This window comes from Chitinophaga dinghuensis (assembly GCF_003259435.1).
GTDB classification, from domain to species: Bacteria; Bacteroidota; Bacteroidia; order Chitinophagales; family Chitinophagaceae; genus Chitinophaga; species Chitinophaga dinghuensis.
Genome location: NZ_QLMA01000001.1, coordinates 469,921 through 496,917, shown reverse-complemented (window position 1 = coordinate 496,917; position 26,997 = coordinate 469,921). Strand labels below are relative to the sequence as shown.

Here is a 26,997-nt window from a genome sequence, read left to right as displayed (position 1 = left end):
TTATTTCTTGTGACTACCGGCTTTGGTAGTGATCAGGATCACTCCATTTTCACCTTTTGTACCGTAGATGGAAGTCGCTGCATTATCTTTCAATACCTGTACAGATTCTATGTCTTCCGCATCAAGTGCTCTCGCTGTTTCCCATGGAACTTCTGCACCGTTCACTAATATCAGGCATTGGGAGACATCTGTTTTTGATTTAGTGGCTTTACCTAAAGTAACAGTTGTCTTTTTTGCAGTTTCATTTGTTTTATTAGCTGTACCGACTACTATCCTCATCTTCGCCGCAGAATCTTTCACAGCTGTGCCTTTCATCACCATATCTGTTGCTGTTACTGCTATTACATTTCCTGCTCCTGTTACATTAGGAATTACTCTTTCTTCTTTAGTTTCCTCATGGATATTTCCAGCTGCATCTGTGCTTACTACTTTGGTAATCCGAGTGGCAGTATCGACGCCCATAGTAGTGGTAAAGGTGGCGGTACTGGTTGTATGCGGGGTATTGTTACCATTCTTGATGTGGATTTTATCCGCAGAGGTAACAAACAGCTTTGCTGTACCATTTTCTGTGAAAGAGATGGTGTCAGCGGTAACGGTGTAAGGTTCTCCTGTTGCTGGTTTGATGACAGCCACAGCTGGATGTCCTGTAACAATTTTTGTTACCTGATTGGTGTCGGAGTGCGTGAATGGCAGGAAACTCCGGGCAGAACTGGCTGCTTTACTGTAATTAAGGGATAAAACAACACCACCTACCATTGCACCCAGTACCAGGTAGCGTACTACCTGAATAGTTGATGATTTCTTTTTGTTCATCATCATGATTCTGTTTTTTAAGTGTGAGAAATTGAAGTTGTTTGCGATGGCCGTCGCGTATGGGATCCCACTTATTTTTAGCAGATTGTACTGATAATTCTTTTTATCGACTCCCTGGCGAAGCAGGTAGCGGTCTGTAATAAATTCCAGGTTCTCACGGATGGCCGATTTCATCAGCCATGCGCCCGGATTGAACCAGTAAAAAATATTGTTGATCTCTCCTAACAATACATCCAGACTATGCCATTGGCGTACATGTACTTGTTCATGGCGCAGGATATCCTGTAGTTCTTCCGGTTGATGCAGTTTTGGATTGATGTATATATTACGGAAGAATGAAAACGGATTAACGGAAGATGCCAGTACTTTCACCTGTTGGCCTTCAATCTGGCCGTCAACGGCTGTTTTGTGGATACGCCACATGGATAATAATTGTACCAGGAGACGGATAGTCATCACCGTTACACCTATCCAGAATGCATATACGAGTACATTCCAGTAGTTGAACTGTGGCGATTGACGGAGCCGCTGCCAGTCGGGCATATATACCAGTACCTGTGTAATCTGGTCATGCTTTTCCACAAATGGGTTGATATCTATCAGTGGGAAAATGGCAGCTACTACTATACCTGTCAACAGGAATACCCTGTTGAGCGTATAGAAGGTCAGACGGCGCAGTCCCACCCTGTAAGCCAGAAAACATAATATCAATGCCACATTAGCCTTTAACAGGTACATCAGCAGTTCTGGAACCATAAAGCGAATTTTTACATTAATGGTTGTCTTTTTCAATCATCTTGATGATCTCTTTCAGTTCATCAGGGCTTATCTTTTTCTCTTTCGCAAAGAAGGACACCAGTTCCTTGTAGGAATTGGCGAAGTAGTCTTTTACGAAGCTGTTCATATACTTCTGTTTGTAACTCTGTTCCTCTACTACTGGCGTATATTCATATACGTTACCTACTTTACGGCTTTCGATGTAACCTTTTTTCTCCAGGTTTTTAATAGTGGAGGCCAGGGTTGTATATGGCGGAGCGGGGGAAGCATGTACTTCCAGGAAGTCCTTCACGAACCCCTTACCCACTTTCCAAATTGCTACCATAGCAGTTTCTTCCTGCTGACTTAGCTTTTCCATTAGGTGACTTTTTTTACATCTACGAATGTTTCGTAAATCTACGAACATTTCGTAATTGTCCAAATTTTTTTAAAAGATTTTTTTTCTGGGATAACAAAAAGGGCAGCCTGAAGGCTGCCCGATATGTTTATGAAACAAGCATTATTTCGGAAGATTATGGCAGTAATTCCGCCAGTTTCTTTTCCAGATCTTCACCACGGAGGTTTTTAGCGATGATTTTTCCTTTAGGATCAATCAGTACGTTCTGCGGGATAGCGCGTACGCCGTACATTTCAGCTACGGTGTTTTTCCAGCCTTTCAGGTCGGAAACGTGTGTCCAGGTGAGTTTATCTGCGGAGATAGCAGCTTGCCATTTTTCTTTTTTATCATCCAGGGAAACGCCGAGGATTTCGAATCCTTTAGGATTGAATTTCTCGTAAGCTTTTACCACGTTTGGATTTTCAGCGCGGCAAGGTCCGCACCAGCTGGCCCAGAAGTCAACCAGTACATATTTACCACGGAAAGAAGACAGCGCTACGTTTTTACCGGTGCTATCTGCCTGTGCAAATTCAATTGCAGGGCTACCTACGGCAGTTTTGCGGGCAGCTTCCAGTCTTTTAGCGAATTCTTTACCAGAAGGGCTGTTTTTAGCGTCTTTATCGAGTTTTTTGTACAGTGGTTCGATTGCTTTAGGGTCCAGGTCATAACCTGCTACCTGGTTCAGCACGAACATTGCGATAGGAGAACCTTGATTTGCGAAGTAGAATTCTTTTTCGATTTTCTTTTCTTCAGCGTCGAGGGAATCAAATCTTGCTTCGAGGGCTTTGATACCTTCTTTATCTTGTTTCTGTGCCAGTTCGCGGTATTCTGCCTGGAGGGATTTACCTGCAGCGTTTACACCTTTCAGTTGTTCTGTCAGTTTGTTATAGTCGTCATTTGCTTTGGAACCGGTAACAGTAGCTTTGCTGATAGAATCTGTAGTAGTTACGGTAGTGGTGCCTTTATCCAGGAAAATGGCCAGCATATCTTTACGCATGGACATTGATTTTCCTGCATCTTCAGGAGAAAGCATCAGACCAGCCATTGTTGGCTCTTCGATCAGGCCGGAGATAGTGAATTTACCATCTTTCGTAAGAGTGCTGTCGATATACGATTCACCACCTTTACGCATTCTTAAAAATACTTTTGCCGGGGTCTTTTGGTTGGCAACAGTTCCCTGAATGGTGAAAGGTTTTCCGGTAACAGTCTTTTTATCCTGGGCAAACAATAAGGCCGGCATTAACAAAGCGGCGCTTACAATTAATTTTTTCATTGGTTTTTATTTTTACGAATAACAAATTTGCTCAAACAGGCGGGGAAAATCAACCTGAAATTGATAAACGGCTATTGCAGCAGTTCTGCCAGTTTGGCTTCTAATGCTTCTCCTCTAAGGTTGCGTGCAATGATCTTCCCATTAGGGTCCACCAGGAAGTTGGACGGAATAGATTGAATACCATACTGTACGGCCACTTCATTCCCCCAGCCTTTCAAATCGGATACCTGGGTCCATGCCAGTCCATCCTGCGTGATAGCGCCCAACCAACGGTCCTTATTCTCATCCAGGGACACGCCTAATATGGTGAAATTCTTATCTTTATACTTATTATAAGCTTTTACTACGTTAGGATTCTCCTGACGGCAAGGCCCACACCAGCTAGCCCAGAAATCTACCAGTACATATTTTCCTTTGTAAGAAGAAAGCTTTACCAGCGTACCTTTCACGTCTTCCTGTACAAAATCTTCCGCCGTTACGCCCACTGCATTTCTGTAGGCACTTTTTATATAGGCGGTAGCCATTTCTCCATATTTGCTATTTTGGACGGTCTTATCTAGTCCGGTAAAAAGCTCTTTGAAAGTATCCGGTTGTACCCTGTTACGAAGTTCATTCAGCATCAGCCAAACGCTGGCAATGCTTTTCGGATGGGCTTTTACGTAATTAGTACCTACTTCAATCACTTCTTTACTGAAAACCTCCACTTTCTGACGGAAGGCGGCTTTTGCAGGTTCGTCTGTCCCGTTGATGGCGCTGGCTTCTTTATTAAGGGTTGCTGCCTGCTTAATCAGGGGCTCAAAAGCCTTCTGGTAAGTCTGCATATCCCGGGTATTCTGACCAGCCTTTACTTCGCTGGCAATAGGAAACGTGGTGGCTGTTGTTACATAATGTACCGGACCTTCTCCGCTGACAAACAACATTGGATACTCCACATCCTTGAGAATGAGGGCGTAAATAGATGGCTGCTTAGGCGATTTTATTTTAAAACTGAACTGATCATTCTTAATCAGTACTGAATCATCCGGGCTATTGTCATTATCGTCAAACAAATAAAGATATTTTCCGGTACCTCCCTTAATCACACCGGATACCACTTCCTGAGCATATACTGCACCAGTAAGCAATACCGTTCCCACTAACAACAGAAATCGTTTCATAAATTAAAATTTTAATAAATATACCTATTTATGCCTTTGCTTCAGCACCGAAATTACATCACTGAGCGTAAATCCTTTTGCTTGCAGCAGGATGAGATAGTGAAACAGCAAATCGGCCGATTCGTTCAAAAATAATTCATTGTTGTCATCTTTCGCTTCAATGACTACTTCCACCGCTTCTTCTCCTACTTTTTGCGCCATTTTGTTAATACCACGAGCAAATAACTTGGCGGTATAGGAGTTTTCCGTAGGATTATTGATACGGTCTGTGATGATCCCTTCCAGTTCATACAGGAAGTCGTTACTGATATTTTTCTCCTCCCAGCAGGTATCTGCGCCGGTATGGCAAACAGGACCTACCGGATTGGCTTTGATCAACAGTGTATCTGCATCACAATCTACCTTGATATCCTGGAGGAAAAGGAAATTACCGCTTTCTTCTCCTTTTGTCCATAAACGTTGTTTGGAGCGACTAAAGAAAGTCACTTTTTTCTCGTTGAGTGTTTTTTCCAGGGCTTCCTGGTTCATATATCCCAGCATCAGCACTTTCTGCGTAGCTGCATCCTGTATAATAGCCGGTACCAGGCCATCTGCTGATTTCTGAAAGTCTATCTGCATAAATATTGTATTTCGTCTTGTTAAAATCTCATATTCACCCCTTTCTGATAGAGGAAATTCTTCAGTGCAGGGATTTCAATTTCCTTATAGTGGAAAATGCTGGCTGCCAAAGCCGCGTCTGCCTGGGCATTCTCAAAAACATCCACAAAATGTTCCATCGTGCCGGCGCCACCGGAAGCAATCACGGGTACATTCAGATTTTGCGACAACTGGCCGGTGATGTCCAGTGCAAATCCTTTCTTAGTACCATCATTATTCATGGAAGTGAGTAAGATCTCACCTGCGCCTCTGTTTACAGCTTCTTTAGCCCAGTCATACGCTTTGATATCTGTCTTCACACGACCTCCGTTCAGGTATACGTACCAATCACCTTCTTCATAGCGGGTATCGATGGCCAGCACGATACACTGACTACCAAATTCTCTGGCCAGATGGTCTATCAGTACTGGATTCTTAAATGCAGAGGTATTTACGGAGATTTTGTCCGCTCCAGATTGCAGCAGTACACTTACATCTTCCACAGAGGAGATGCCTCCGCCAACGGTGAAAGGAATATTCACATGACGGGCAATTTCTGTTACGAGTGCCGACAATGTTTTCCGGCGTTCGTTGGTAGCGGTAATATCCAGGAACACCAGTTCATCGGCGCCCTGAGATGCATACAGCGCTCCCAGTTCAATAGGGTCGCCGGCATCGCGGATATTCTCAAAGTTAATGCCCTTAACGGTTCTGCCGTCTTTGATATCCAGGCAAGGTATAATTCGTTTGGTGAGCATACTATTAAATTTAGAGGAATGGTTTTAATTCAGCCATAGAGATTTTACCCTCATAAATAGCTTTACCGATAATTACGCCACTACAGCCAATTTCCTGTAGTGCCACTACATCAGCGATATTGCTGACACCTCCGCTCGCCACAAAATTAATGTGCTGGAATTGTTCCAGGATTTTTTTGTAGAGATCCAGGCTAGGACCTTGTAGCAGTCCGTCTTTCGCAATATCTGTACAGAAAATATTTTGTACGCCATTGGCGATATGTTGTTCCAGGAAGTCGTATACTGATAGCGTGGTTGTCTCTAACCAACCGCCTACTGCGATCTTTTCGTCTTTCACATCAGCGCCCAGGAATATTTTTTCCTGTCCATACTGTTTCACCCAACTGGTAAACAGTTCTGGCTGTTTGGCCGCTACGCTGCCAATAGTGGCAAGGGAGGCGCCTGATTCGAATACGATCTGTAAATCTTTATCCGTTTTGATACCGCCGCCAAAATCAGTGATCAGCGAGGTTTTTCCGGCAATTGCTTCCAGTACTTTCCAGTTTACAACCGCTCCTTTCTTAGCGCCATCCAGGTCTACCAGATGCAAACGTTTTACGCCAATGGCTTCAAACTCCAGCGCTACTTCCAGTGGATGTTCATTATATACTTTCTGTTGACTGTAATCGCCTTGTGTAAGGCGCACGCATTTACCGTCGATGATATCAATTGCAGGAATAATTTCTATAGTTGACTTCATGATTTTAACTGCCAGTGGAATCTGCATTTTCACAAATACGATCCCATTTTTTGTGAAATAATCCCCCACCTTGGAATAGCCAAGTCGGTTATAAAAAGTAGCGGCCGACTCTCTTGCATGACACCAAAGTGTTTTCACGCCGTGATGCAGGCAGATATCGGATACATGTGCAAGGATGGCTTTAGCGTAACCACGTCCCTGACAGGCGGGAAGTGTAGCCAGTTTTCTGAACTGGGCTTCAGGTCCTTTTATAAACAACGAAACAACTGTTACCAGTTGTGTTCCTTCATAGACGCCAAAATGAAGTCCGTCATCATCTCCTTCCACCATTACGGCTGCCAGCGATTCATTGGGATAAAGTACATCCCGTCGCAGCTGTAAGGTATCCTCTGCACTGATGCGTTGTATATTCATTTGTTTATATATTCAAAAAGTTCTCGATGATACGGGCGCCGGCTTCCGCAGATTTCTCCGGGTGAAACTGTACCGCATAGAAATTATCCTTTTGCAGTGCGGAGCTGTAATTGATAACGTAGTTGGTAATGGCCACCGTGTCTGCCCCTAATGCTGCGTAGTAACTATGTACAAAATACATGTAACTGTTTTCAGGAACATGTTCAAAGAGTACGCTATGCAGGTTGGTAATGTTATTCCAGCCAATCTGCGGTATCTTCAGCAGGTTTTCCACAGGGGAAGTAAACTTCTTTACAGGGGTCTCGAAGATGCCCATGCAAGGCGTATCATTTTCCTCGGAGTGGCTGCACATCAGCTGCATACCCAGACAGATACCCAGTACCGGCTGTTTCAGATTTTTGATTACCTGATCCAGCTTACGTTCTTTTAAGTATTGCATGGCAGTGCTGGCTTCGCCTACGCCAGGGAAAATTACTTTATCTGCGGAACGGATTTCTGTTTCATCATCCGTTACGATACCGTTAACGCCTATACGCTCCAGTGCAAACTGCACTGAGCGTATATTTCCGGCGTTGTATTTTACAATTACTGTTTTCATAATTGAACTGATTGCTTATGTGCAGGTCTAACGAACACCTGCTACAAAATCTTTTATGGTAGCCTTGAGGTCAGTACTGTTCTCAATTGCTTTGATAAATGCAGTACCTATGATTGCTCCGTTGGCATGAGCGGCGGCGGCATCGAAGGTAGCTTTATCCCTGATACCAAAACCGATCATCACCGGGTTCTTTAACTGCATATTTTTTAATCGGGCAAAATACGCTTCCTGGTTACCCATATCTGTATTTTTCCCTGTGGTAGAACTGGAAGACACTGCATAGATGAAGCCTCTGCTGAGCTCATCGATTTTGCGCAATCTTGCTTCGCTTGTTTCCGGCGTTACCAGGAAAATCAGGTCCAGGTTGTATTTTTCGAAGAGCGGCTTATAATCGCGTTCATATTCTGCCATTGGAAGATCCGGAAGGATAAGGCCATCTACGCCCGTTTCCGCGCATTTTTGCAGGAACTCTTCTACACCGAATCGTAATACCGGATTAAGGTAGCCCATTAATATGACCGGAATATGAATTTTTGAGCGAAATCCAGCCAGTTGTTCAAATAGTTTATGTAGACTCATGCCATTCTGCAAGGCACGGGTACTGCTATCCTGGATAACAGGGCCGTCTGCCAGCGGATCTGAAAAGGGCATGCCCAGTTCGATGATGTCTACGCCATTTTCCTGGAGGGCCTCCATTACTTTAACAGTATCGTTCAGTTCAGGAAAACCTGCGGTACAATATATATTCAGGATATTTTTCTTCCCCGAAGCAAACAGTTGATCTATACGGTTCTGCATACTGTCTTACTTTTTCATGTTAGCGATATAGGTATTCAGATCTTTATCTCCACGGCCTGAAAGGCAGAGTACCACTACATCTTCCGGTTTCAGGGGCAGGTCTTTCAGCTTCGCGAGGGCGTGAGCCGATTCCATGGCAGGAATAATCCCTTCCAGCAAACTCAGTTCATAAGCCGCTGCCAGGGCTTCATCATCCGTAGCGGAGAGGAATAAACCTCTTCCTGATTCGAACAGATGCGCATGCATAGGTCCGATGCCTGGATAATCCAATCCTGCAGAGATACTGTGTGGTTCTACAATCTGGCCATCATCTGTTTGCATCAGCAACGTTTTGCTGGCATGGATGATACCAATTTTCCCCAGTTGGGTAGTAGCGGCAGAGAAGCCGCTATGCACGCCTTTACCGCCTGCTTCTACGGCTACGATCTTTACTTCCGGCACATCCACATAGTGAAAATAAGTACCTGCGGCGTTACTACCGCCACCTATACAAGCAACGAGATAGTTCGGATTTTCGTTACCGGTATGTTCTTTCAGTTGTTTCTTGATTTCCTCACTGATTACGGATTGGAAACGCGCCACCATGTCAGGATAAGGATGTGGCCCTGCGGCGGTACCCAGGATATAATGGGTATCTACCGGGTTATTGATCCAGTCGCGGATAGCTTCGTTGGTAGCATCTTTCAGCGTTTTACTACCGCTGGTTGCAGGTACTACTGTTGCACCCAGCATTTTCATACGGGCCACATTGGGCGCCTGACGCTCAATGTCGATACTTCCCATATACACCACACATTCCATTCCCATCAGGGCACAGACGGTAGCGGTAGCCACACCGTGCTGACCAGCGCCTGTTTCAGCGATGATACGGTTTTTACCCAGTCGCTTTGCCAGGAGGATCTGACCGATGGTATTATTTACTTTATGTGCACCGGTATGGTTCAGGTCTTCTCTTTTCAGGAAGATTTTCGCGCCATATTTTTCAGACAGCCGCTTGGCAAGATACAGCGGAGAAGGGCGTCCTACATAGTTTTTCAGGAGATCTTCGAATTCCGCCTGAAATGCCGGATCTTTTAACACCTCCATATATCTACGCTGTAATTCCTCTACGTTCGGGTACAGCATTTCCGGGATATAAGCGCCACCGAACCTGCCGTAGTAACCGTTTTCATCCACATGATACTTGGATTTGCTGGTATCAATCGCAATGTCCATGTTATAATATTTTTGTTGTTTGACGATTAATGTTTTGTTGTTTGCTGCTTCGCAAGACGAAGGCCGGTAATAAATGCAGTTACTTTTTCTGCATTTTTCACACCGGGACTATCTTCAAATTTACTGTTGATGTCAACAGCGATCATAGCTGGCAGCTGTAATGCTGCGATTTCCGCTTCCTGGCCAGGAGCAATACCGCCACTCAACAGGAAAGGATGTTGAAAAGGATATTGTTGCAGTAGTTCCCAGTTGAAACGATCGCCGGTACCGCCATAGCCTTTTGCAGAAGCAGTATCAAAAAGGAATGCCTGGGTCACCTCCATGAAAGGGGCGATATCTTTTTCCCAGTTCACCTCAGCGCCTATACGAAACGCTTTGATAACCGGCGCTTTTGTAGCCACAGCAGCACAGTAGGCTGGTGTCTCATCGCCATGCAATTGTACCAGATCCAATCCATAATCCACAATGGTACGAATCACCTGTTCCAGAGTGGCATTGACAAATACGCCTACTTTTTTGATACCAGTGGTTTCTCTTACCGATCTGGCATCGATTTTACTGGCAGCAAAACGGGGTGAGCGCTCGTAGAAAATAAATCCGGCATAATCCGCTTTATTCTCCAACAACATTTGTAAATCGCTTAACCGGGTAATTCCGCATACTTTTATCTCCATCACTACTCCGATTTATTGTTGCGCTAATTTCAACCGTTCCAGTTCCTGCACGAAGTTTTCAAATGCTCTGGCAGGATCTTCCTGGCGCATGAAATGTTCTCCGATGAGGAAACCTTCGAAACCTGCTTTATACAGGGTTACGATATTTGCAGGATCATTAATACCGCTTTCTGCCACTTTCACCTTATCCGCAGGGATTTTAGGCGCCAGCTCACAGGAGCGGTTGAAGTCGACCTGAAAAGTAGTCAGGTCGCGATTATTCACTCCCACCAGGTGTACGTGATCGCTCACTTTTTCCAGTTGGGATTCGCTATGTACTTCCAGCAGCACTTCCAGTCCGATATTCGCCGCAAAGGTGGATAAGTGTTTCACTTCATCCGCAGTGAGGCATTCTGCAATCAGGAGGATCACATCGGCGCCAATAGCTTTTGCTTCCAGGATCTGGTATTCGTCTACTACAAAGTCTTTCCGCAGAATTGGAATCTGGTTATAGCTACGTGCCTGCAACAGATCGTCTGTGGTACCGCCGAAGAATTTCTCATCTGTGAGAACAGATAATCCCGAAGCGCCATAGCGTGTATACGCAGTCGTTACCTGCTGAACAGTTACGTTACCATTAATCAGTCCTTTAGAGGGAGAGCGGCGCTTGAATTCCGCGATGATGCCGGTTTTTCCTGGCTGGCGCAGAAAACCGCTCAGAGACAGGGTTTCACGAGAAAACATCGGCGCTTGTTCCAACTCAGCAACGCTGCGAAGTTGTTTACGTGCTGCCACTTCTATCTGTTTATGCGCAACTATTTCCGCGAGTATATTTTTCATTACTGTAATTCGATCAGTTTTTTAAATGATTGGTAAGCTTTTCCGGATTCCAGCGATTCTACTGCCGCAGCAAAGCAATCGTCATAGGAGCCGTACTTACCCAGGCTATATAGTCCCATAGCAGCATTGGCAAATACCACAGAGTTCTGTGCCCATGTGCCTTCCCCTTTCAGGATTTTGCTAAATATTTTAGCTGCTTCTTCCGGCGTATTACCACCATAGATATCTTCTGAATGTACTTTACGTTTACCCAGTTGTTCCGGCGTCCAGTCTTGTTCGCCTTCATTGGTAATTACTTTCGTGTCTGCGGTCAGGGAGATTTCATCATAACCATCCAGACTGTGTACGATGACAAATTTTTTGTCTGTCTGCTGGAAGAGATAGTTATATACCCTGGCCATTTCCAGGCTGTATACGCCGATGAGCTGATGTTTTGCGAAAGCAGGATTTACCAAAGGTCCGAGCATGTTAAAGAAGGTGCGGATACCCAACTGGCGGCGTATGCCGGCTACGTTCTTCAATGCCGGGTGGAACAGTGGAGCATGCAGAAAACAGATGCCTGCTGTTTCAAGTTCCGCTTTCAGTTTGCTGTCATCGTTTTTGAATTTGTATCCTACCAGCTCCATGAGATTGGAAGCGCCACTAACGGAGGATACGCCATAGTTACCATGTTTGGCGACTTTCGCGCCTGCTCCTGCCACCAAAAAGCAGGACAAGGTAGAAATATTAAATGTATTTTTTGCATCTCCTCCGGTGCCTACGATGTCTAACACATCATAGCCGTTCAGATCAACAGGAATACAGAGTTCGAGGAGGGCGTCGCGGAATCCCAGCAGTTCATCGATGGTGATGCTACGCATGAGGAAAACCGTCATGAATGCAGCCAGTTCGCTGTCGTTGTACATACCTTTTGAAATGTTCACCAGTATGTCTTTAGCAGCTTCGCGGCTGAAAGTTTTATGTTCGAAGAGATAATTTAAAATCTTTTTCATGATACATTAAGAATAAAACTGAAGAAATTGATGATGTTGAAAATGACGGATGGTATTACATTTCCAGCCAGTTTCTCAGTATTTGTTCGCCTTGTGGGGTAAGTACGCTTTCCGGATGGAATTGTACGCCACATACATCATAGCGTTCGTGTTGGAGTGCCATGATATATCCTTCTTCATCTCTGGCAGTAATAATCAGTTCAGCAGGTAATGTTTTTTCGTCCACTACCCATGAGTGATAGCGGCCTACTTCCAGTTCTTTGGGCAGTTTATTGAACAGGCGGCCTTTATCGCTGATGATATTCACGTTGGTAGCCACGCCGTGATAAACTTCTTTGAGATTGATGAGAGAAGCGCCGAAAGCCTGTCCGATGGCTTGTTGTCCGAGGCAAACGCCGAAGATGGATTTAGTAGGCGCATATTCTTTGATCAGGGGCAGGAGTAATCCGGCTTCTTCCGGAATACCTGGGCCTGGGGAGAGAATGATTTTATCGTAATCATTCACTTTTTCCAGCGGTATTTCGTCGTTGCGTACCACTGTTACCTTACCATCGATGATTTTTTCAACGAGGTGAACGAGGTTATATGTAAAAGAGTCGTAGTTATCAAAAACCAGGATGTTCATATTAAATTTTTTGTGCCAGCAGGATGGCCTGTTTTAAAGCATTGAGTTTATTGCCTACTTCCTCCAGTTCTGATGAAGCCACTGATTTGGCTACCACACCGGCGCCGGCCTGGTAGTACAAGGTGTTCATTTTGCTGAGTATAGAGCGGATCATGATTGCATGATTGAAGTTGCCATTGAAGCCAACGGCGCCTATACAACCGCCATAGAAGCCGCGAGGTGTAGGTTCCAGTTCATCAATGATTTCCATTGCTCTATACTTGGGAGCGCCGGAAAGGGTGCCTGCAGGGAAGGTAGAAGCCAGCAGAGAGAAAGGATTGAGGTCTTTCGGTGTTTTGCCGGTTACTTCGCTGACGAGGTGAATTACATGCGAATAGTATTGCACTTCTTTGTACTTGTCTACCGTCACTTCCGTCGCATTTCTGCTCAGGTCATTGCGGGCAAGGTCTACCAGCATTACGTGTTCTGCATTCTCTTTAGGGTCTTGCAGCAGTTTATCTGCCAGTAATTTATCCTGTGCATCTTCTCCGGTGCGGCGGAAAGTACCTGCGATTGGGTGAATAGTAGCTTTACCATCACGGATTACCAGTTGTGCTTCCGGTGAGGAGCCCATTAGTTTATAATCGCCGTAATCGAAGAAGAAAAGATAAGGAGAGGGGTTGATGGAGCGTAAGGCGCGGTAAACATTGAATTCGTCGCCTTTGAATGGCTGCTGGAAGGCTCTGGAGAGAACTACCTGGAAGACATCGCCCCGGAAGCAGTGTTGTTTCCCCTGTTCTACCATTTGCATGTATTCCGCATCTGTCATATTGGAAGTTTCATCGCCTGTGGTAGTGAAGGGGTAACCGGGGGAGTCTTTGTGGCGGATGAGGGATTCTATCAGTTCAAATTCGCTTTCAATGCCTTCTATCTGATTCTCGCACAAATAAAGTTCATCTTTAAAGTGGTTGATGGCTATTACATATTGATAAAAGCGATAGCGCATCAGCGGGATGATATTGGCGGATTGTTTCTGTTTATTGAATTCAATCGTTTCGAAGAACTGTACTGCATCGAAGGTGGTGTATCCGAAGAGGCTTTGTGCCAGTGGTACTGGGTTGTTGCCGGTGAAACTGAAATTCTTCAAAAACTTATCTATCTCTCCTGTTACCTGGTCTCTGTTTTTGAGTTCTTTCTTTTCTACCGGGAGATTGGGATACTTGAATTCAAAGTTTGAGGTAGAGGTTACTTCGATTCCCGCGATGGGTTTGATACCAATGAAAGAGAAGCTGTTCTCGCTGGCCCTGTAATCGGTACTTTCCAGGAGGATGGAGCCCGGGAATTTATCACGCAGCCGGAGATAGATTCCCACTGGCGTGAATACGTCCGCCAGCATCTGTTTGGATCTAGATTTTACTTGAATGGTACGCATGACTGATATAATATCCTAAATGAGTGAAAGTGATTATTATGAATAAGGAACCGGATAAAAAGTAGAAAGGCCCGCTGTGTAACAGCGAGCCTTCCAAATATATTTCAGGACGAAACATGGCACTGTAACACAGATCAAGATTTGATTCCGTGCCACCACCAATGTTTATTTGTCATGATATTCTGCATAATGAGAGCAAAAATGAAACATTTTTACATTAAATGCAAATAATTTTTTTCCATTAGGAAAGAAAATTATAGCACTCCTTTCGTACTAGGCAGCTGCATTTTTGTCGGGTTGCGCTTTACGGCCATTTTTACCGCTTTGGCAAAGGCCTTAAATATCGCTTCTATCTTATGATGCTCATTCTGACCTTCTGCTTTAACATTAAGGTTAGCACGGGCTCCATCGGAGAAAGACTTAAAGAAATGGTAAAACATTTCGGTAGGCATCTCCCCTATTTTCTCTCTTTTAAAATCAGCCTCCCATACCAGCCAGTTACGGCCGCCAAAGTCAATCCCCACCTGGGCAAAGCAGTCATCCATCGGTAAGGAAAATCCGTATCTCTCTATCCCTCTTTTATCTCCTAAACCTTTGGCAATTGCTTCTCCCAAAGCAATACCGGTATCTTCAATGGTATGATGTTCATCTATATGCAGGTCGCCCTTTGCAATGATTTCCAGGTCGATACTGCCATGGCGGGCAATCTGATCCAGCATATGGTCAAAGAATCCCAGGCCGGTATGGATATTCGCTTTACCAGTACCATCCAGGTTGAGCGTAATAGTAATATCGGTTTCATTGGTTTTTCGTACATGCGTTACCGTACGAAGTCCTACCTTCAGGAATTCATAGATTTTATCCCAGTTGGTAGACTCCAAAGCGATCACATCCCTTAATCCCGCTGCGGTATCTGCGATTTCTCCACTGCCCAGTCCGGTACCTTCATTCATCCAGATGGCTTTTGCCCCCAGATTTTTGGCCAATTGAACATCGGTGATACGATCTCCGATTACAAAGGAGTTTTCCAGGTCATAATCGCCGGAAAAGTATTTGGTCAGCATCCCAGTGCCCGGCTTGCGCGTAGGGGCGTTATCGGCCGGAAAACTGCGGTCTACGAAGATATCATCGAATACTACCCCTTCGTTCTCAAAAGCCTTTAAAATCATGTTCTGAGCTGGCCAGAAGGTATCTTCTGGAAAAGAGGCGGTTCCCAGGCCGTCCTGGTTGGTCACCATGGCCAGCTCGTAACCTAGTTCAGAGGCGATTTTGGCCATGTTTACGAATACCTTGGGATAGAATTCCACTTTCTCCAGGCTATCGATCTGATATGTTGGCGGCACTTCTTTAATCAATGTACCATCCCTGTCTATAAAGAGGACCCGTTTCATGCTGAGACCGTTTTTTCAGTTTGCGGTTGATAAGTTTTCAATGCTTCCAGCAGCAGCTGGTTTTCGGCAGGAGTACCAATGGTAATACGCAGACAACCGGCACACAGCTCCACTTTGGAGCGATCGCGCACAATAATACCTTTAGTAGTAAGGTAGGTATAGATTCCTTTGGCATCGGTCGTTTTAACGAGGACAAAGTTGGCATCGCTGGGGTATACCTGCAATACTTCAGGAAGCTGTTCCAGTGCGGCAGATAACAAGTCTCTTTCAATCACTGTTTCTCTGATCCACTCATTCACCTTAGTGACATTATCCAGTGCCTGGAAAGCCAGTTCCTGGGTCGACTGGTTCATGTTATAGGGCGGCTTGATTTTATTGAACACATGGATAATTTCCTCGCTGGCGAAGGCCATACCTACGCGCAAACCCGCCAGGCCCCACGCTTTGGACAGCGTTTGCATCACCACCAGGTTAGGATATTCCGTCAGTTCCTGGATAAAGGATTTCTGGCGGGAGAAATTGATATAAGCCTCATCAATCACCACTATTCCGTCGAAGTTATTCAACAGCAGTTCAATATCCGCTCTGTTTATGGAGTTACCGGTAGGATTGTTAGGAGAGCAGATGAAAATAAGTTTGGTATTTTCATCAATGGCTTCCTGGAGCCCTGCAATATCCAGCTGAAAGTCTTCTGTCAGACTCACTTTTCGGATGACCACATCGTTGATATTGGCGCTTACCTCGTACATACCGTAAGTAGGCGGGCATAATACCACGTTATCCACACCTGGGTTACAGAAAGCGCGATAAAGGATATCGATTGCTTCATCGCTGCCGTTGCCCAGGAAAATATTCTGTGGAGGTACGCCTTTCACCTCTGCCAGCTTATATTTCAGCTTCCATTGCAGGGGATCTGGGTAGCGGTTATAATTTACAGGTAACGGTGATCCGTAGCCATTTTCGTTGGCATCGATATATACAGTTGCTTCTCCTTTAAATTCATCTCTTGCCGAGGAGTAAGGCACCAGTCTTTTGATATTATTCCTCAGGAGGGAGTCCAGATTAAACATTGATATTCTTTTTACTGCTGTCAATAATTTGATTCAAACGGATGGTTACTGCTTGTTTGTGCGCATCCAGTCCTTCTGCGGCTGCCATTGCCTCAATGGTAGCGCCGATTTCCAGGAGGCCGCCTTCCGATATTTTTTGGAAGGTAATCTTTTTTACAAAGCTGTCCAGCGAAACGCCGCTATAGGCCTTAGCGTAGCCGTTTGTAGGCAGGGTGTGATTTGTGCCGGAAGCATAATCGCCTGCGCTTTCCGGGGTATAATTTCCGATGAATACAGAACCGGCGTTGGTGACCTTACCAGCTATCTCTTCCGCAGCAGCGCAAGCCAGGATGAGGTGTTCGGGCGCATAAGCATTCAGGAGCTGCATGGCGGCATTCTTATCTTCCACGAGGATGATGCGACTATTATCCAGTGCAGCGGCAGCGATATCTTTACGGGGAAGTTTTTCCAGCTGGGATTGCAATGCCTGTTGAACATCTGCTATCACCTGTTCGCTGGTCGTAACCAGCACCACCTGGCTGTCGGGGCCATGTTCCGCCTGTGAGAGCAGATCGGCAGCCACAAAGGCCGGGATGCAGGTCTCATCAGCCAGCACCGCCACTTCAGAAGGGCCGGCAGGCATGTCTATTGCCAGGCCGCTTTTATTCACCAGTTGTTTTGCGCAGGTAACGTATTGGTTACCGGGTCCGAATATTTTATATACCTGGGGTACAGACTCTGTGCCATAGGCCATGGCCGCAATAGCTTGTACGCCGCCGATGGTGAATATTTTGGAAACGCCCACCAGTTTGGCCGTATAAAGAATAGCCGGATGCGTAGAGGGCGTGCAGAGAATGATTTCTTTACATCCAGCGATTTTAGCGGGGATGGCCAGCATCAGGATGGTGGAGAACAGCGGGGCAGAGCCGCCGGGGATATAGAGTCCTACCTTTTCAATAGGCACTGATTTCCGCCAGCATTTAACGCCAGGCATTGTTTCAATTTCCACGGGGACAGATTGTTGTGCCGAGTGGAAAGTATGGATATTTTTAGCTGCCTGATTGATAGCAGCTTTCAAAGCCGGGTCGAGGGAGGCTTCTGCCGCGTCGAGGGCAGCGGCAGGCACTTCCAGGTCTGCGAGTTGTAGTTTATCGAAGAGTTCCGCGTATTTGCGGATAGCCTGGTCGCCGTTAGCTTTAACATCCTGGAGAATAGCCTCTACTTTCTGTTCCAGGGCGGAAGTATCCATTACAGGGCGTTGTAGGATTTCTCCCCAGGTAGCCGTATTTGGATATTTATAAATCTGCATGATTATACGCTTTTATCAGATCACCATTTTTTCGATTGGCACTACCAGGATACCTTGGGCGCCGGCAGCTTTCAGGCTTTCGATGATATCCCAGAAATCATTTTCGTTTAGTACGGAGTGTACGCTGCTCCATCCTGCTTCTGCCAAAGGCAGTACGGTAGGACTTTTCATCCCTGGCAGCAGCGCAATGATTTCCTGTAGTTTTTCATTGGGCGCGTTGAGGAGAATATATTTATTGTTTTTCGCCTTTTTCACAGCCTGGATGCGGAAGAGGAGTTTATCCAGTAATTTGCTTTGAGCAGGCTGAATGCTTTTGAATGCAGCGAGCACCGCTTCTGATTTGAGGACAGTTTCCACTTCTTTGAGGCCGTTCATGAAGAGGGTAGATCCGCTGCTGACGAGGTCGCAGATGCCATCGGCCAAACCTATGCCGGGAGCGATTTCCACGGACCCGCTGATCTCATGAATTTCCGCTTTGATATTGTTTTTGCGGAGGAATTCGTTGACGATAATTGGGTAGCTGGTGGCGATGCGGGTATTTTGCAGATCTTCAACGGAATTGTATTCCATGGATTTTGGCACTGCCATGGAGAGTCGACATTTACCGAATCCGAGTTTTTCTACGATGTCTACCTGTTTTTTCTTTTCCAGAACTACGTTTTCGCCAACGATACCGATATCCGCGACACCGTCTTCGATGTATTGGGGAATATCATCGTCGCGGAGGAAGAATACTTCCAACGGGAAGTTGGAGGCTTCTGTTTTCAGTTTGTTGACACCGTTGTTGATGTCGATGCCGCATTCTTTCAGCAGTTTGATAGAATCATCGTGCAGGCGGCCTGATTTCTGGATGGCGAGTTTTAGTTTCATCTTGGATACAAATAAAAAGGGCTTACCGTTGCGGCAAGCCCTAGATGATGTTTCAAATATTATTGGATACATATGATCATCCCAGCCTACCGTTCGGGTAAGTATGATGGTGATGATGGATATGTGTGTTTGCTTTCATAATTCGATTACAAAAGTAATAACAAAATCAACAAAACAAATATTTTTTTTCGGGGCTGCCTGATGGTAACAAATCCTTAACAGTGGCTGATCTCCACATTATATAAGCACTGTTACAATAATGTATAAGCGCTGTTATTTTTTCTTGTGAAAATATTTTTGCAAAAATCTGTAACGAATGAATGCGATCGCATACTAATGATATAAACAACCAGTAATCTTGGTTTTTTTCGGCGATAAAAAAAATATCCAGAAATCTGTAACGAATCAGCATGATGTGTTACTAATCATTTAAACACTCAAAAAACAAGCGCCGGGTTTTAATCGTAAAAAAAATTTCAGAAAATCTGTAACGAAATCAAACGAAGCGCTACTAATAACATAAACACTAAAAAATTCAACGCCATGAGAAATATGTTCAAATCTATTGTAATGAGCTTTTTAATTAAGTTATTAACTGTATCAGTAGTAGCGGCTCAATCGGATACTAAATCACTTTTATGGAAGGTGAGTGGTAATGGTTTGGAGAAGCCAAGTTATTTGTTTGGCACTTTGCATATGATGTGTAGCAGTGATTTTGTGATTAAAGATAAAGTAACCCGTGCGTTGGAGAGTGCGGACAGATATGTAATTGAGGCGGATATATTCAGTCCGGCAGCCATGAAGGAAATGCAGGCAGCAGATGCTTCTCCTATACCGCAAAGTAAAAGACTGAGTCCGGATCAGAGCAAGATGATAGATTCTGTTCTGCGTAAATACACCAAAATGACGTTGTCACAGGTAGATAATTCTTCTCTCTTTACAATTTCTGGTCTTATGATATATGCTACTTATCCATGTACAGACTTAAAGATGTATGAGGCAGAGCTGTTGAAAATGGCCATGCAACGTAAAATGAAAGTGGATACATTGGAAACCATTACAGCCCAGATGAGGTTTTTACAAAATGCATATACAGATGAATATGCGTTGGCAAAAATCCAGGCATTCGAGGAATATAAAGCGTTTATGGATGGAATGGTTAAGATTTACAAAGAGGAGAATCTGCCGGTAATTTATAACGATATGACCTCCGAAAAATTCATGGATACCAATGCTAAATACTGGATGTTACATGTGAGAAATGTGAACTGGGCTAACAAAATGCCTGATATGATGAAAAAAGGCAGTAACTTCTTCGCCGTAGGCGCAGGACACCTGGGAGGAGATGATGGACTTATCAAACTACTACAGGCAAAAGGCTATACCGTTGAACCTATTTTGAACTAAAAGCTTAACTCCTCTTGAAAACGAAAGAACAGGAATTTCTGGACCAGATAGAGAAAAACAAAGGGATCATCCATAAGATATCACGAATGTATATGGATAATCCCTCTGATCAGGACGACCTGGCACAGGAGATCATTCTGCAACTCTGGAAATCATATGATAATTTCCGACAGCAAAGCAGTTTCTCCACCTGGATGTACCGTGTAGCATTAAACACCGCCATCGTTTTTTTCAAAAAAGATCAGAAAAAACCTACAACAACCGCTGATGTACCCGAACTTGCGGCCGAGGAAACATCAGATACCCGGGAACTGCAACTGGCCCACTTTTATAGGGCTGTTCAAAAACTGGAAAGATTGGAAAAAGCGCTGATCTTCTACCATCTGGAAAAGTATTCACACAGGGAAATCGCCGAGAACCTTGGTATTACAGAAGTAAATGCCAGAACAAAATTGAATAGAGCAAAAACAAAACTGAAAGAATTGATTCGTGAACAGGGTTATGAATTCTAAAACACAGCACTACTAGCTGAAAGAAATCAATAGAAGAATTGAATCAACATCAGCATCAAAATCTAAATTAGCATCAACACTAGAATCCAAATCAGCATTAGAAGGTGAATTGAAAGTAGAATTATAAGTTGAAATTGAAGTTGAAGTAGATGTAGGTGTAGATGTTGATGTTGACGTAGAACTAAAAGCAGAACTAAAAGCAGAAGTAGAAGTAGATGTAAAAGCAGAAGTAGAAGTAGAAGTAGAAGCAGAAGTAGAAGTAGAAGTAGAAGTAGAAGTAGAAGTAGAAGTAGAAGTAGAAGTAGAAGTAGAAGTAGAAGTAGAAGCAGAAGTAGAAGCAGAAGTAGAAGCAGAAGTAGAAGCAGAAGTAGAAGCAGAAGTAGAAGCAGAAGTAGAAGGTGAAGCAGAAGTAGAAGCAGAAGTAGAAGCAGAAGTAGAAGGTGAAGCAGAAGTAGTAGTAGTAGTAGTAGAAGCAGTAGTAGAAGTAGTAGCCTCAGAGCCAAAAATTGAAGTAGGCTCCGAATGAAGATAACAGACACATAAAATATTATTTAAAGAACTAAACACAAGTATTTTAGGGAGACACGATACCATCCGCCTGAATACTTACACGAAACTGAAATTAAGCACACGTTGCTGACCACAAAAAGAAGCACATGTTGCCGACCACTCATCAAACAATTAAAGCTATGAACTTCGACGATATCCAATCCGCCTGGAATAATGACAATGCAGGAGATAAAGTAAATCTGCCTGTGAATCTTGAAAAATTAAAATCCGCAAAAATGCCTGTAGATAAAATCCGCCACACAATGAAATGTGAGTTCTATGTGCAAATGCTGGCCGTAGTACTCGTAGGGTTTCTCCCACTTTGGGTGAATGTACCTAAACCATTGATGTTTCCATATTACCTACTGTACTTTGTTTTCTTCCTGATCTCTACCTACTTCTTTACGAAGTTCGCCATCAGCTATAAACATCTCAGCAATAATACCATGAGTTCAAAAGATAACCTCTATGCAATATACTACGATATCAAAATGAATATTGAACTGTATAAGGCTTTTACCTACTGCCTCATTCCATTTGGAATTATGCTGGGAGGAATACTCATCATCGGCAGTTATAAATTATCCATTGATACAGTCCTGCTGCGCAGCTCAGAGATTACTAAAATGCAGGCCATACTCACCGTACTGCTCGTAGTGATAGTAATACTGCTGACCGCCTGGATAACAGAAGTATGGATCAAACGTACCTATGGGAAGCATGCGGAAGAAGTAAAACACATCCTGGACGAATTTAAAGAGGCATAAAACCTCATCACTCAATAACGATCGCTATTTATCTCCCCACTATAAAACTGCCCGCAAAAGTGATCCCACTTTGCGGGCAAGGTATTGAAAGAAGTTCCCCAACTGATGCCAAAGCATCACATCTTTCTAATAAAGGAGAGCGCCTGTTTCTTTGCACTGGACGCTGCGCATCTCGGCGGGGATGATGGCCTTATCCGACTGCTGAAAGCAAGAGGTTATAAAGTGGAACCAGTTTTCCAATAAGCGCATCATCAGCCGTTATGAGGATTTATCTCAATTTCGTGATCACGGTGGCTGTAAAATCATGATGCCCAGTAGGGAAAGTTTCCACCTGGAAATCCTGTCTGTTTAAAAAACGTTCTATTACCGGCAAACCTGGCGCGTAATGAAAACTACCGCCAGGCTTCAAGCCAGACAGCATATCCATAAATCTGGCCGCATATAGCCTGAAATCGCCATCCTCCCTTAAATGATGGTGGTGGAAGTGATTGGAAAAGCCAAGGTGACTAACAATAGTTCCCCACTGAGCAGTACCATAGGGAAATTCCAGCCAGTCGTATTGCAGTGAGACTGAGTTCTGTGGTGGCATACGGTCTATTCCTACTGCCTGCACGCCTATACTTCGCAGGTACTTCACCAACGAAGCATGTTCTCCACAACCAATATCCAACAATGGACCTGTGATATTTTCCGGGGAAAGTTGCAATACCTGTAACTGCAGCCTGGCCTGGTATTCCGCACATACTACCGGCGTTATTTCATCAGGCGCCTGCGTATATAACTGGTCTGCAAATGGGTTCCATTGACATAACCAATTTCGTAGTCGCATATAGTGTTTTGGAGAGACCACTGCCGCTTCATCGGTGTATATCTCTTCCATTAACCGGATATATAATTTCCGTAACTCTTCCACTGCCCTTCCAGGAAAAGCGAAATACTGATTCACTTGATAGAATTGCCGTAATACATTGTCTACTATATAACCAATCAGGCGATCCGCCAGGGCCGGTGACAATACTCGCTTTTCAGCGATAAACCGCCGCATTTCAGGCGTAAATTCCATAGTAGCCAATTGCCTCACATTACAAATATTTTTGTTTGCATGAAAAGCTAACTGACGGTCTATTATTGGGGAGAATTCCATTCCGGGCATATTTTGATGAGTCACCAAACAAAGATAAAAAAAGACCACTGCGGTACGAAAGCTACTGAATTTCTACAGCCTACTGATTCCCTGCAAGTTATACCCAAAGCCGCTACCGGCCTGGCCATCTGCCAATAAAAAAATCAACAATCAGATTTTAAAAACTAAATAATTTAGCATTACTTTGCTAATAATATTAGTATTCTCAAATTGATAGTTATGGAAGCATTGAAGTTGAGTGGAGAATTTGTTACCCTGCCCTTTTTTAACACTACTATGCCCGCTGGGTATGCCGAGTCTCCCCAGGACGACCAGGAGTCGAAAATAGACCTCTCCAGGATCCTCCAACCCCATCCCAATAGTACCTTTATCATCACCGTTAAAGGAGACAGTATGGTGGAAGCAAATATGCCTGACGGCTGTATGGCCGTGGTAGACAGATCCATCAAACCATCCACCGGAGATATTATCCTGGCAATACTGGATGGAGAATATACCGTTAAGCGACTGGTAAAAGCCGGCCGCAACTGGGTATTACACCCGGAAAACAGTTTTTATAAACCTATTGTTATCACTGAAGAAACAGATTTCCAGGTATGGGGTGTTGTCACCTCTGTAATTGTGGATATGCGTAAATAAAATCGACATGTATAATCCACTGGTATTATTTACCAAACCTTTGCTAACGACCCTGCTCAACAGCGGGTACTCCATCTTTGTACGTCAAAGTTACCTGCCAGGCATTGAACCCGGCGATAACAACACCAAAGAGGCCTTCCTGATTACGCCATATATGGATATCGGAGAAGCAAACCTTCATTTTCAGGCAATACGATTTGATAAAAGAAAATATATCTACCAGGCCCATCGTCAGGAAGAAATGGATAAACTATTCATTGCGGCCTCACAACCGCCTGGATATAAAGTTTTCGCCGCCTGGCTCAAAGAGGAACATTGGGCGCCCTCCGAAGAACTTGGACATAAATTGAAACGCTATATTTCCATACATACCAACTGGCGCCCTAATCATACCGTTGACGTGGAACTGTTCTTCAAGTACGGAGAATTGTTCCTTTCACTCCGGTACGGACAAGAGGAATTAAAAGTACCTTTACATCAAATCATCGCAGGATAGCATGTGTTACGATATTGCATTTACCACCAGGATTGAAAGCGTCTTCAAGCTCATGCCTTTGCTGAATACAGCTCCGGGGGCAGATCTCAGTTTCGACCCTACCTATCACAAAATAGGTATGTCTTATCCCCAATGGCCTATAGTACTGGACCATGAAGGTCCACAACTGGCCAAACTGACCTGGGGCCCTATTCCGAAAATGCTCAACTCCCCGGAAAAAGTAAAGCGACAAAGACAAATGTTCCTCAACGCCAGGAGTGAAAAAGTCCTGGAGCCGCGCACCATGTGGAATGCTATCCGTCATCAGCGATGCCTCATCCCCGTAACAGGGTTCTTCGAATACCGGGAAATACCTGGATGGAAGAATAAGGTACCCTACTATATCAAATCCAACGACCAGGAAGTATTCTTTATCGCTGGATTATGGACACTTTCCAATTCATGGGATGTGGATAAACCAGAACCGATACCCACCTTCACATTACTTACCCGTCAGGCCAACCAGGTCATGCAGCAAATCCATAATGGCGGCGATAATGCGGGCCGCATGCCCATGATGCTCACCAACGAACTGGCCGAAGAATGGATCAAACCCAACCTAACGGACACAGATATACGAGATGTATTACAGTATACGCAACCCTCTGATACATTGGAATACTGGACAGTCAACTCCGTTCGTAAAGCCAAGCCAGATGATGAATCCGTACTGGCGCATATCAATTATGAAGGCTTACCTCCTGTATTGACAGATTAATTAACCACTGTTTTCAAATCTATTCTCTAACTTGCATCAACAGGAAAAATTCCCTGCTGTTTAAACCCTATTGTGTTTTAAGACCTGCCAACATGAATACCTATAAAGTTGGTGCCTCTGCCACCACACCCATCAAATTATCCGTTGATGTAACTACCCGCGGATTCGCAGATACCAGAGCCTTTCTGACTGATACCGAACTGGTAGCTATCGGACCAAGCGTAGGCGATTCCACGAATGCCAGCGGCGATATTGCTCCCACTATTATCGGGAACGCGGCAGATATCTCAGGCAGGTATCTCTCTATCACCACCCATATTCGTATAACCGGTACCGATATCATCGCCCGGCAACTGGAATACACCCGCATTAAGATGCTGTATATCATCGATAACGGCATCGACGGCCATAAAGAATTCAATAATCCGGATACCATGATCGATCTGAATAGAGATTTTACCAAGATCGAAATCACCAAAGACATTCTCCTGACGAGCATATGAAGCAATTACTATGTCTCCTTTGCTGCATCTCCGTGGCAGGGAAAGTTACAGCCCAGACAGTCTTAAACACCGATAAACTGGCAGTACCGCAATCCGCCGCCACCCGATTGATCGATGCGTCTCAAACACTGACCGGCACTTCCGGTACGCCGAAAGCTTTTGCACTCGGTCTGCTGCAAAGTTTCGACAATGGCAACGGCTGGCCACAGAATTATGCCGCCGAAATAACGCCCTATTGGTTGATAAGTCCGGCTAACAGAAACTTCTATAATTATGTAGGACTGGATTCTGGCCGCTTTAAAACCAGCAACTGGAAAACCAATCCTTTTGCTGCCGCCAAATTTGTGAGTCTGTCTATTGCTTTTGCCAACAAAAATATGAGCGCGGATTCTGCTAACGGCAAACAGAAAGTTTTTTCCATCGGCGCACATGTTACCTTGTTGCGTGCTTACAGAAAGAACTATGCCGCTGGACTATCGGCCAATCTGCAGCGGTGGATAGATCTGGATAAAGCGGTTATTCTACGGCAGTATACGGATACTAGTTTATTATACCGTCAATACCGCCAGGCGAGGCTTAGAGGGGATACTGCTACTATGCGCAGTATCCGTCAGCAACTGGATAAAAAAGATCAGGCAGCCGTTTCTGGAACGGATCAACAGTTCCAACATCGGGTGACAGCCGATTCCCTGACAGTAGCCATTGAGAAACAGCTCAATGAAAAACCTATTTTTCAGTGGGATGTTTCCACTGCATATGCCGCTTACGGCGTGGGTGATAGCACCTGGAAAGCAGGACGCACTGCGGTGTGGACTTCAGTAGGTCTAAACCTCCCATTAAACAGCCGCGCTGATAAATCACAATTGAATTATTTGTCGGTAGCAATGTATATGCGCTACATGTATGATGCCTATACTCAGCACAAAAAAGAAGTCGGGCCCGGAAATGCGATAGACCTTGGAGGAAAGATCATGTTTGAGTTTGATCCAGTGAGCTTCGGTACTGAGTATGTGCATAGAAGTTATACCGGCGTTACGGCTTTGAAGTCGCAGCGATTCGTAGGCTTTATCAATTATCGGATTACGAAGGCATTATATTTCAGTGGTACATTCGGTAACGATTTCGGTTTTAATAAAGCCCGACTTTTCTCTGCGCTGGGCATAAACTGGGGCTTTGGCAATGAGAAAGTGAGTTTCTGACCTTAATTTATCATCCCTGTACCTCCACAAGTCCTGTATTGTCATTAATATGTCAATACAGGGCTTTTTTTATGATGAAAATTAAACCACAAACAACTACTTTAAACTAGTTTATAGTGTATTTTATACAATCTAAAAACACAATGAATTAATTTTAAGCAATTTATAATTCTGATGTATATATTGCGGAGCGATTTGTCATTAAGTAATTTTATTCACATGAATGAGAGAAACACTCAAAATAAAATGTTAAGATTTTTACTTTGTGCATCGACGGTAATTGTAGCGTAACCAGAATTTAGTGTAGCAGTGAACAGATTTTAGAATGGA

At 44.3% G+C, this 26,997-nt stretch carries 30 protein-coding genes; 9 read left to right on the top strand and 21 right to left on the bottom strand.

Annotated features, from left to right (window positions below; genetic code table 11):
* The 19 genes from CLV59_RS28845 to hisG form a co-directional block, all read right to left on the bottom strand.
* Complete coding sequence (locus CLV59_RS28845) at positions 1-1,569, bottom strand: M56 family metallopeptidase (RefSeq protein WP_170137624.1); 1,569 nt, start codon at positions 1,567-1,569, stop codon at positions 1-3.
* A gap of 16 nt (positions 1,570-1,585) precedes the next feature.
* Entirely contained in the window at positions 1,586-1,948 is a 363-nt protein-coding gene (locus CLV59_RS02020) for a BlaI/MecI/CopY family transcriptional regulator (protein WP_111590325.1), read from the bottom strand.
* Positions 1,949-2,102: 154 nt separating this feature from the next.
* Positions 2,103-3,239 carry a TlpA disulfide reductase family protein gene (locus tag CLV59_RS02015; RefSeq protein WP_111590324.1) on the bottom strand — a complete coding sequence of 379 codons (1,137 nt, stop codon included), beginning with the start codon at positions 3,237-3,239 and terminating at the stop codon, positions 2,103-2,105.
* Positions 3,240-3,310: 71 nt separating this feature from the next.
* Positions 3,311-4,396 (bottom strand): TlpA disulfide reductase family protein, encoded by a 1,086-nt coding sequence (locus CLV59_RS02010; protein ID WP_111590323.1) that lies wholly within the window; start codon positions 4,394-4,396, stop codon positions 3,311-3,313.
* 24 nt (positions 4,397-4,420) lie between these two features.
* Positions 4,421-5,014: a bifunctional phosphoribosyl-AMP cyclohydrolase/phosphoribosyl-ATP diphosphatase HisIE gene (gene hisIE, locus CLV59_RS02005; protein WP_111590322.1), complete on the bottom strand. Its 594-nt coding sequence runs from the start codon at positions 5,012-5,014 to the stop codon at positions 4,421-4,423.
* A gap of 20 nt (positions 5,015-5,034) precedes the next feature.
* Positions 5,035-5,790, bottom strand: a complete 756-nt coding sequence (hisF, locus tag CLV59_RS02000; RefSeq protein WP_111590321.1) for an imidazole glycerol phosphate synthase subunit HisF — start codon at positions 5,788-5,790, stop codon at positions 5,035-5,037.
* 10 nt (positions 5,791-5,800) lie between these two features.
* Positions 5,801-6,943, bottom strand: a complete 1,143-nt coding sequence (gene hisA / locus CLV59_RS01995) for a 1-(5-phosphoribosyl)-5-[(5-phosphoribosylamino)methylideneamino]imidazole-4-carboxamide isomerase (protein ID WP_111590320.1) — start codon at positions 6,941-6,943, stop codon at positions 5,801-5,803.
* Positions 6,944-6,947: 4 nt separating this feature from the next.
* Positions 6,948-7,541: an imidazole glycerol phosphate synthase subunit HisH gene (hisH, locus tag CLV59_RS01990; RefSeq protein WP_111590319.1), complete on the bottom strand. Its 594-nt coding sequence runs from the start codon at positions 7,539-7,541 to the stop codon at positions 6,948-6,950.
* A 27-nt stretch (positions 7,542-7,568) separates the two neighbouring features.
* Positions 7,569-8,339: a tryptophan synthase subunit alpha gene (trpA, locus tag CLV59_RS01985; RefSeq protein WP_111590318.1), complete on the bottom strand. Its 771-nt coding sequence runs from the start codon at positions 8,337-8,339 to the stop codon at positions 7,569-7,571.
* 6 nt (positions 8,340-8,345) lie between these two features.
* Positions 8,346-9,554: a tryptophan synthase subunit beta gene (trpB, locus tag CLV59_RS01980; RefSeq protein ID WP_111590317.1), complete on the bottom strand. Its 1,209-nt coding sequence runs from the start codon at positions 9,552-9,554 to the stop codon at positions 8,346-8,348.
* A gap of 26 nt (positions 9,555-9,580) precedes the next feature.
* On the bottom strand, positions 9,581-10,228 hold the full coding sequence (locus CLV59_RS01975) for a phosphoribosylanthranilate isomerase (RefSeq protein WP_111590316.1): 648 nt from the start codon (positions 10,226-10,228) through the stop codon (positions 9,581-9,583).
* Between the two features lie 12 nt (positions 10,229-10,240).
* The gene (gene trpC, locus CLV59_RS01970) at positions 10,241-11,047 is read right to left on the bottom strand and encodes an indole-3-glycerol phosphate synthase TrpC (protein ID WP_111590315.1); all 807 of its coding nucleotides are present in this window, start codon (positions 11,045-11,047) and stop codon (positions 10,241-10,243) included.
* Positions 11,047-12,039 carry an anthranilate phosphoribosyltransferase gene (gene trpD / locus CLV59_RS01965; RefSeq protein ID WP_111590314.1) on the bottom strand — a complete coding sequence of 331 codons (993 nt, stop codon included), beginning with the start codon at positions 12,037-12,039 and terminating at the stop codon, positions 11,047-11,049. The genes trpC and trpD overlap by 1 nt, the downstream gene beginning before the upstream one ends.
* Before the next feature lie 55 nt (positions 12,040-12,094).
* Positions 12,095-12,664: an anthranilate synthase component II gene (locus CLV59_RS01960; protein ID WP_111590313.1), complete on the bottom strand. Its 570-nt coding sequence runs from the start codon at positions 12,662-12,664 to the stop codon at positions 12,095-12,097.
* Between the two features lies 1 nt (position 12,665).
* Complete coding sequence (locus tag CLV59_RS01955) at positions 12,666-14,075, bottom strand: anthranilate synthase component I family protein (RefSeq protein WP_111590312.1); 1,410 nt, start codon at positions 14,073-14,075, stop codon at positions 12,666-12,668.
* Between the two features lie 254 nt (positions 14,076-14,329).
* Complete coding sequence (gene hisB, locus CLV59_RS01950; RefSeq protein WP_111590311.1) at positions 14,330-15,466, bottom strand: bifunctional histidinol-phosphatase/imidazoleglycerol-phosphate dehydratase HisB; 1,137 nt, start codon at positions 15,464-15,466, stop codon at positions 14,330-14,332.
* Complete coding sequence (gene hisC / locus CLV59_RS01945; protein ID WP_111590310.1) at positions 15,463-16,536, bottom strand: histidinol-phosphate transaminase; 1,074 nt, start codon at positions 16,534-16,536, stop codon at positions 15,463-15,465. The genes hisB and hisC overlap by 4 nt, the downstream gene beginning before the upstream one ends.
* On the bottom strand, positions 16,529-17,824 hold the full coding sequence (gene hisD / locus CLV59_RS01940) for a histidinol dehydrogenase (protein ID WP_111590309.1): 1,296 nt from the start codon (positions 17,822-17,824) through the stop codon (positions 16,529-16,531). The genes hisC and hisD overlap by 8 nt, the downstream gene beginning before the upstream one ends.
* Positions 17,825-17,839: 15 nt before the next feature.
* Positions 17,840-18,694 carry an ATP phosphoribosyltransferase gene (gene hisG, locus CLV59_RS01935; RefSeq protein ID WP_111590308.1) on the bottom strand — a complete coding sequence of 285 codons (855 nt, stop codon included), beginning with the start codon at positions 18,692-18,694 and terminating at the stop codon, positions 17,840-17,842.
* Between the two features lie 570 nt (positions 18,695-19,264).
* Between hisG and CLV59_RS01930 the strand changes: the two genes are divergently transcribed.
* A complete protein-coding gene (locus CLV59_RS01930; protein WP_170137623.1) occupies positions 19,265-20,101 on the top strand; it encodes a TraB/GumN family protein in 837 nt (278 codons plus the stop codon).
* 14 nt (positions 20,102-20,115) lie between these two features.
* Positions 20,116-20,613: an RNA polymerase sigma factor gene (locus CLV59_RS01925; protein WP_111590306.1), complete on the top strand. Its 498-nt coding sequence runs from the start codon at positions 20,116-20,118 to the stop codon at positions 20,611-20,613.
* 12 nt (positions 20,614-20,625) lie between these two features.
* Here the strand turns inward: CLV59_RS01925 and CLV59_RS01920 are convergent, their stop codons facing one another.
* Positions 20,626-21,180 (bottom strand): hypothetical protein, encoded by a 555-nt coding sequence (locus tag CLV59_RS01920; protein WP_211323700.1) that lies wholly within the window; start codon positions 21,178-21,180, stop codon positions 20,626-20,628.
* A gap of 89 nt (positions 21,181-21,269) precedes the next feature.
* On the opposite strand from CLV59_RS01920, the gene CLV59_RS01915 reads away from it, so the two are divergent.
* Together CLV59_RS01915 and CLV59_RS01910 are read left to right on the top strand one after the other, a co-directional pair.
* On the top strand, positions 21,270-21,929 hold the full coding sequence (locus CLV59_RS01915) for a hypothetical protein (RefSeq protein ID WP_146616109.1): 660 nt from the start codon (positions 21,270-21,272) through the stop codon (positions 21,927-21,929).
* Between the two features lie 105 nt (positions 21,930-22,034).
* On the top strand, positions 22,035-22,172 hold the full coding sequence (locus tag CLV59_RS01910) for a TraB/GumN family protein (protein ID WP_111590947.1): 138 nt from the start codon (positions 22,035-22,037) through the stop codon (positions 22,170-22,172).
* Between the two features lie 25 nt (positions 22,173-22,197).
* Here the strand turns inward: CLV59_RS01910 and CLV59_RS01905 are convergent, their stop codons facing one another.
* Entirely contained in the window at positions 22,198-23,073 is an 876-nt protein-coding gene (locus tag CLV59_RS01905) for a methyltransferase domain-containing protein (RefSeq protein ID WP_111590304.1), read from the bottom strand.
* A 219-nt stretch (positions 23,074-23,292) separates the two neighbouring features.
* Here CLV59_RS01905 and CLV59_RS01900 point away from each other — a divergent pair, with 219 nt between their 5' ends.
* The 5 genes from CLV59_RS01900 (at position 23,293) to CLV59_RS01880 (ending at position 26,667) form a co-directional block, all read left to right on the top strand.
* Positions 23,293-23,712 (top strand): LexA family protein, encoded by a 420-nt coding sequence (locus tag CLV59_RS01900; RefSeq protein WP_245950736.1) that lies wholly within the window; start codon positions 23,293-23,295, stop codon positions 23,710-23,712.
* A 7-nt stretch (positions 23,713-23,719) separates the two neighbouring features.
* Positions 23,720-24,208 carry a hypothetical protein gene (locus CLV59_RS01895; protein ID WP_111590303.1) on the top strand — a complete coding sequence of 163 codons (489 nt, stop codon included), beginning with the start codon at positions 23,720-23,722 and terminating at the stop codon, positions 24,206-24,208.
* A gap of 1 nt (position 24,209) precedes the next feature.
* Positions 24,210-24,965 carry an SOS response-associated peptidase gene (locus CLV59_RS01890; RefSeq protein WP_111590302.1) on the top strand — a complete coding sequence of 252 codons (756 nt, stop codon included), beginning with the start codon at positions 24,210-24,212 and terminating at the stop codon, positions 24,963-24,965.
* Between the two features lie 92 nt (positions 24,966-25,057).
* Entirely contained in the window at positions 25,058-25,468 is a 411-nt protein-coding gene (locus CLV59_RS01885) for a hypothetical protein (RefSeq protein WP_111590301.1), read from the top strand.
* Positions 25,465-26,667, top strand: a complete 1,203-nt coding sequence (locus CLV59_RS01880) for a hypothetical protein (protein WP_111590300.1) — start codon at positions 25,465-25,467, stop codon at positions 26,665-26,667. Before CLV59_RS01885 ends, CLV59_RS01880 begins: the two co-directional genes overlap by 4 nt.
* Positions 26,668-26,997 lie beyond the last annotated feature (330 nt).

Bases quoted from the DNA above. Each gene is read 5' to 3' on its own strand.
- CLV59_RS28845 (WP_170137624.1), bottom strand. From the start codon at position 1,569: ATGGTTCCAGAACTGCTGATGTACCTGTTAAAGGCTAATGTGGCATTG.
- CLV59_RS02020 (WP_111590325.1), bottom strand. From the start codon at position 1,948: ATGGAAAAGCTAAGTCAGCAGGAAGAAACTGCTATGGTAGCAATTTGG.
- CLV59_RS02015 (WP_111590324.1), bottom strand. From the start codon at position 3,239: ATGAAAAAATTAATTGTAAGCGCCGCTTTGTTAATGCCGGCCTTATTG.
- CLV59_RS02010 (WP_111590323.1), bottom strand. From the start codon at position 4,396: ATGAAACGATTTCTGTTGTTAGTGGGAACGGTATTGCTTACTGGTGCA.
- hisIE (WP_111590322.1), bottom strand. From the start codon at position 5,014: ATGCAGATAGACTTTCAGAAATCAGCAGATGGCCTGGTACCGGCTATT.
- hisF (WP_111590321.1), bottom strand. From the start codon at position 5,790: ATGCTCACCAAACGAATTATACCTTGCCTGGATATCAAAGACGGCAGA.
- hisA (WP_111590320.1), bottom strand. From the start codon at position 6,943: ATGAATATACAACGCATCAGTGCAGAGGATACCTTACAGCTGCGACGG.
- hisH (WP_111590319.1), bottom strand. From the start codon at position 7,541: ATGAAAACAGTAATTGTAAAATACAACGCCGGAAATATACGCTCAGTG.
- trpA (WP_111590318.1), bottom strand. From the start codon at position 8,339: ATGCAGAACCGTATAGATCAACTGTTTGCTTCGGGGAAGAAAAATATC.
- trpB (WP_111590317.1), bottom strand. From the start codon at position 9,554: ATGGACATTGCGATTGATACCAGCAAATCCAAGTATCATGTGGATGAA.
- CLV59_RS01975 (WP_111590316.1), bottom strand. From the start codon at position 10,228: ATGGAGATAAAAGTATGCGGAATTACCCGGTTAAGCGATTTACAAATG.
- trpC (WP_111590315.1), bottom strand. From the start codon at position 11,047: ATGAAAAATATACTCGCGGAAATAGTTGCGCATAAACAGATAGAAGTG.
- trpD (WP_111590314.1), bottom strand. From the start codon at position 12,039: ATGAAAAAGATTTTAAATTATCTCTTCGAACATAAAACTTTCAGCCGC.
- CLV59_RS01960 (WP_111590313.1), bottom strand. From the start codon at position 12,664: ATGAACATCCTGGTTTTTGATAACTACGACTCTTTTACATATAACCTC.
- CLV59_RS01955 (WP_111590312.1), bottom strand. From the start codon at position 14,075: ATGCGTACCATTCAAGTAAAATCTAGATCCAAACAGATGCTGGCGGAC.
- hisB (WP_111590311.1), bottom strand. From the start codon at position 15,466: ATGAAACGGGTCCTCTTTATAGACAGGGATGGTACATTGATTAAAGAA.
- hisC (WP_111590310.1), bottom strand. From the start codon at position 16,536: ATGTTTAATCTGGACTCCCTCCTGAGGAATAATATCAAAAGACTGGTG.
- hisD (WP_111590309.1), bottom strand. From the start codon at position 17,824: ATGCAGATTTATAAATATCCAAATACGGCTACCTGGGGAGAAATCCTA.
- hisG (WP_111590308.1), bottom strand. From the start codon at position 18,694: ATGAAACTAAAACTCGCCATCCAGAAATCAGGCCGCCTGCACGATGAT.
- CLV59_RS01930 (WP_170137623.1), top strand. From the start codon at position 19,265: ATGAGCTTTTTAATTAAGTTATTAACTGTATCAGTAGTAGCGGCTCAA.
- CLV59_RS01915 (WP_146616109.1), top strand. From the start codon at position 21,270: ATGTTGCCGACCACTCATCAAACAATTAAAGCTATGAACTTCGACGAT.
- CLV59_RS01910 (WP_111590947.1), top strand. From the start codon at position 22,035: ATGCCAAAGCATCACATCTTTCTAATAAAGGAGAGCGCCTGTTTCTTT.
- CLV59_RS01905 (WP_111590304.1), bottom strand. From the start codon at position 23,073: ATGGAATTCTCCCCAATAATAGACCGTCAGTTAGCTTTTCATGCAAAC.
- CLV59_RS01900 (WP_245950736.1), top strand. From the start codon at position 23,293: ATGGAAGCATTGAAGTTGAGTGGAGAATTTGTTACCCTGCCCTTTTTT.
- CLV59_RS01895 (WP_111590303.1), top strand. From the start codon at position 23,720: ATGTATAATCCACTGGTATTATTTACCAAACCTTTGCTAACGACCCTG.
- CLV59_RS01890 (WP_111590302.1), top strand. From the start codon at position 24,210: ATGTGTTACGATATTGCATTTACCACCAGGATTGAAAGCGTCTTCAAG.
- CLV59_RS01885 (WP_111590301.1), top strand. From the start codon at position 25,058: ATGAATACCTATAAAGTTGGTGCCTCTGCCACCACACCCATCAAATTA.
- CLV59_RS01880 (WP_111590300.1), top strand. From the start codon at position 25,465: ATGAAGCAATTACTATGTCTCCTTTGCTGCATCTCCGTGGCAGGGAAA.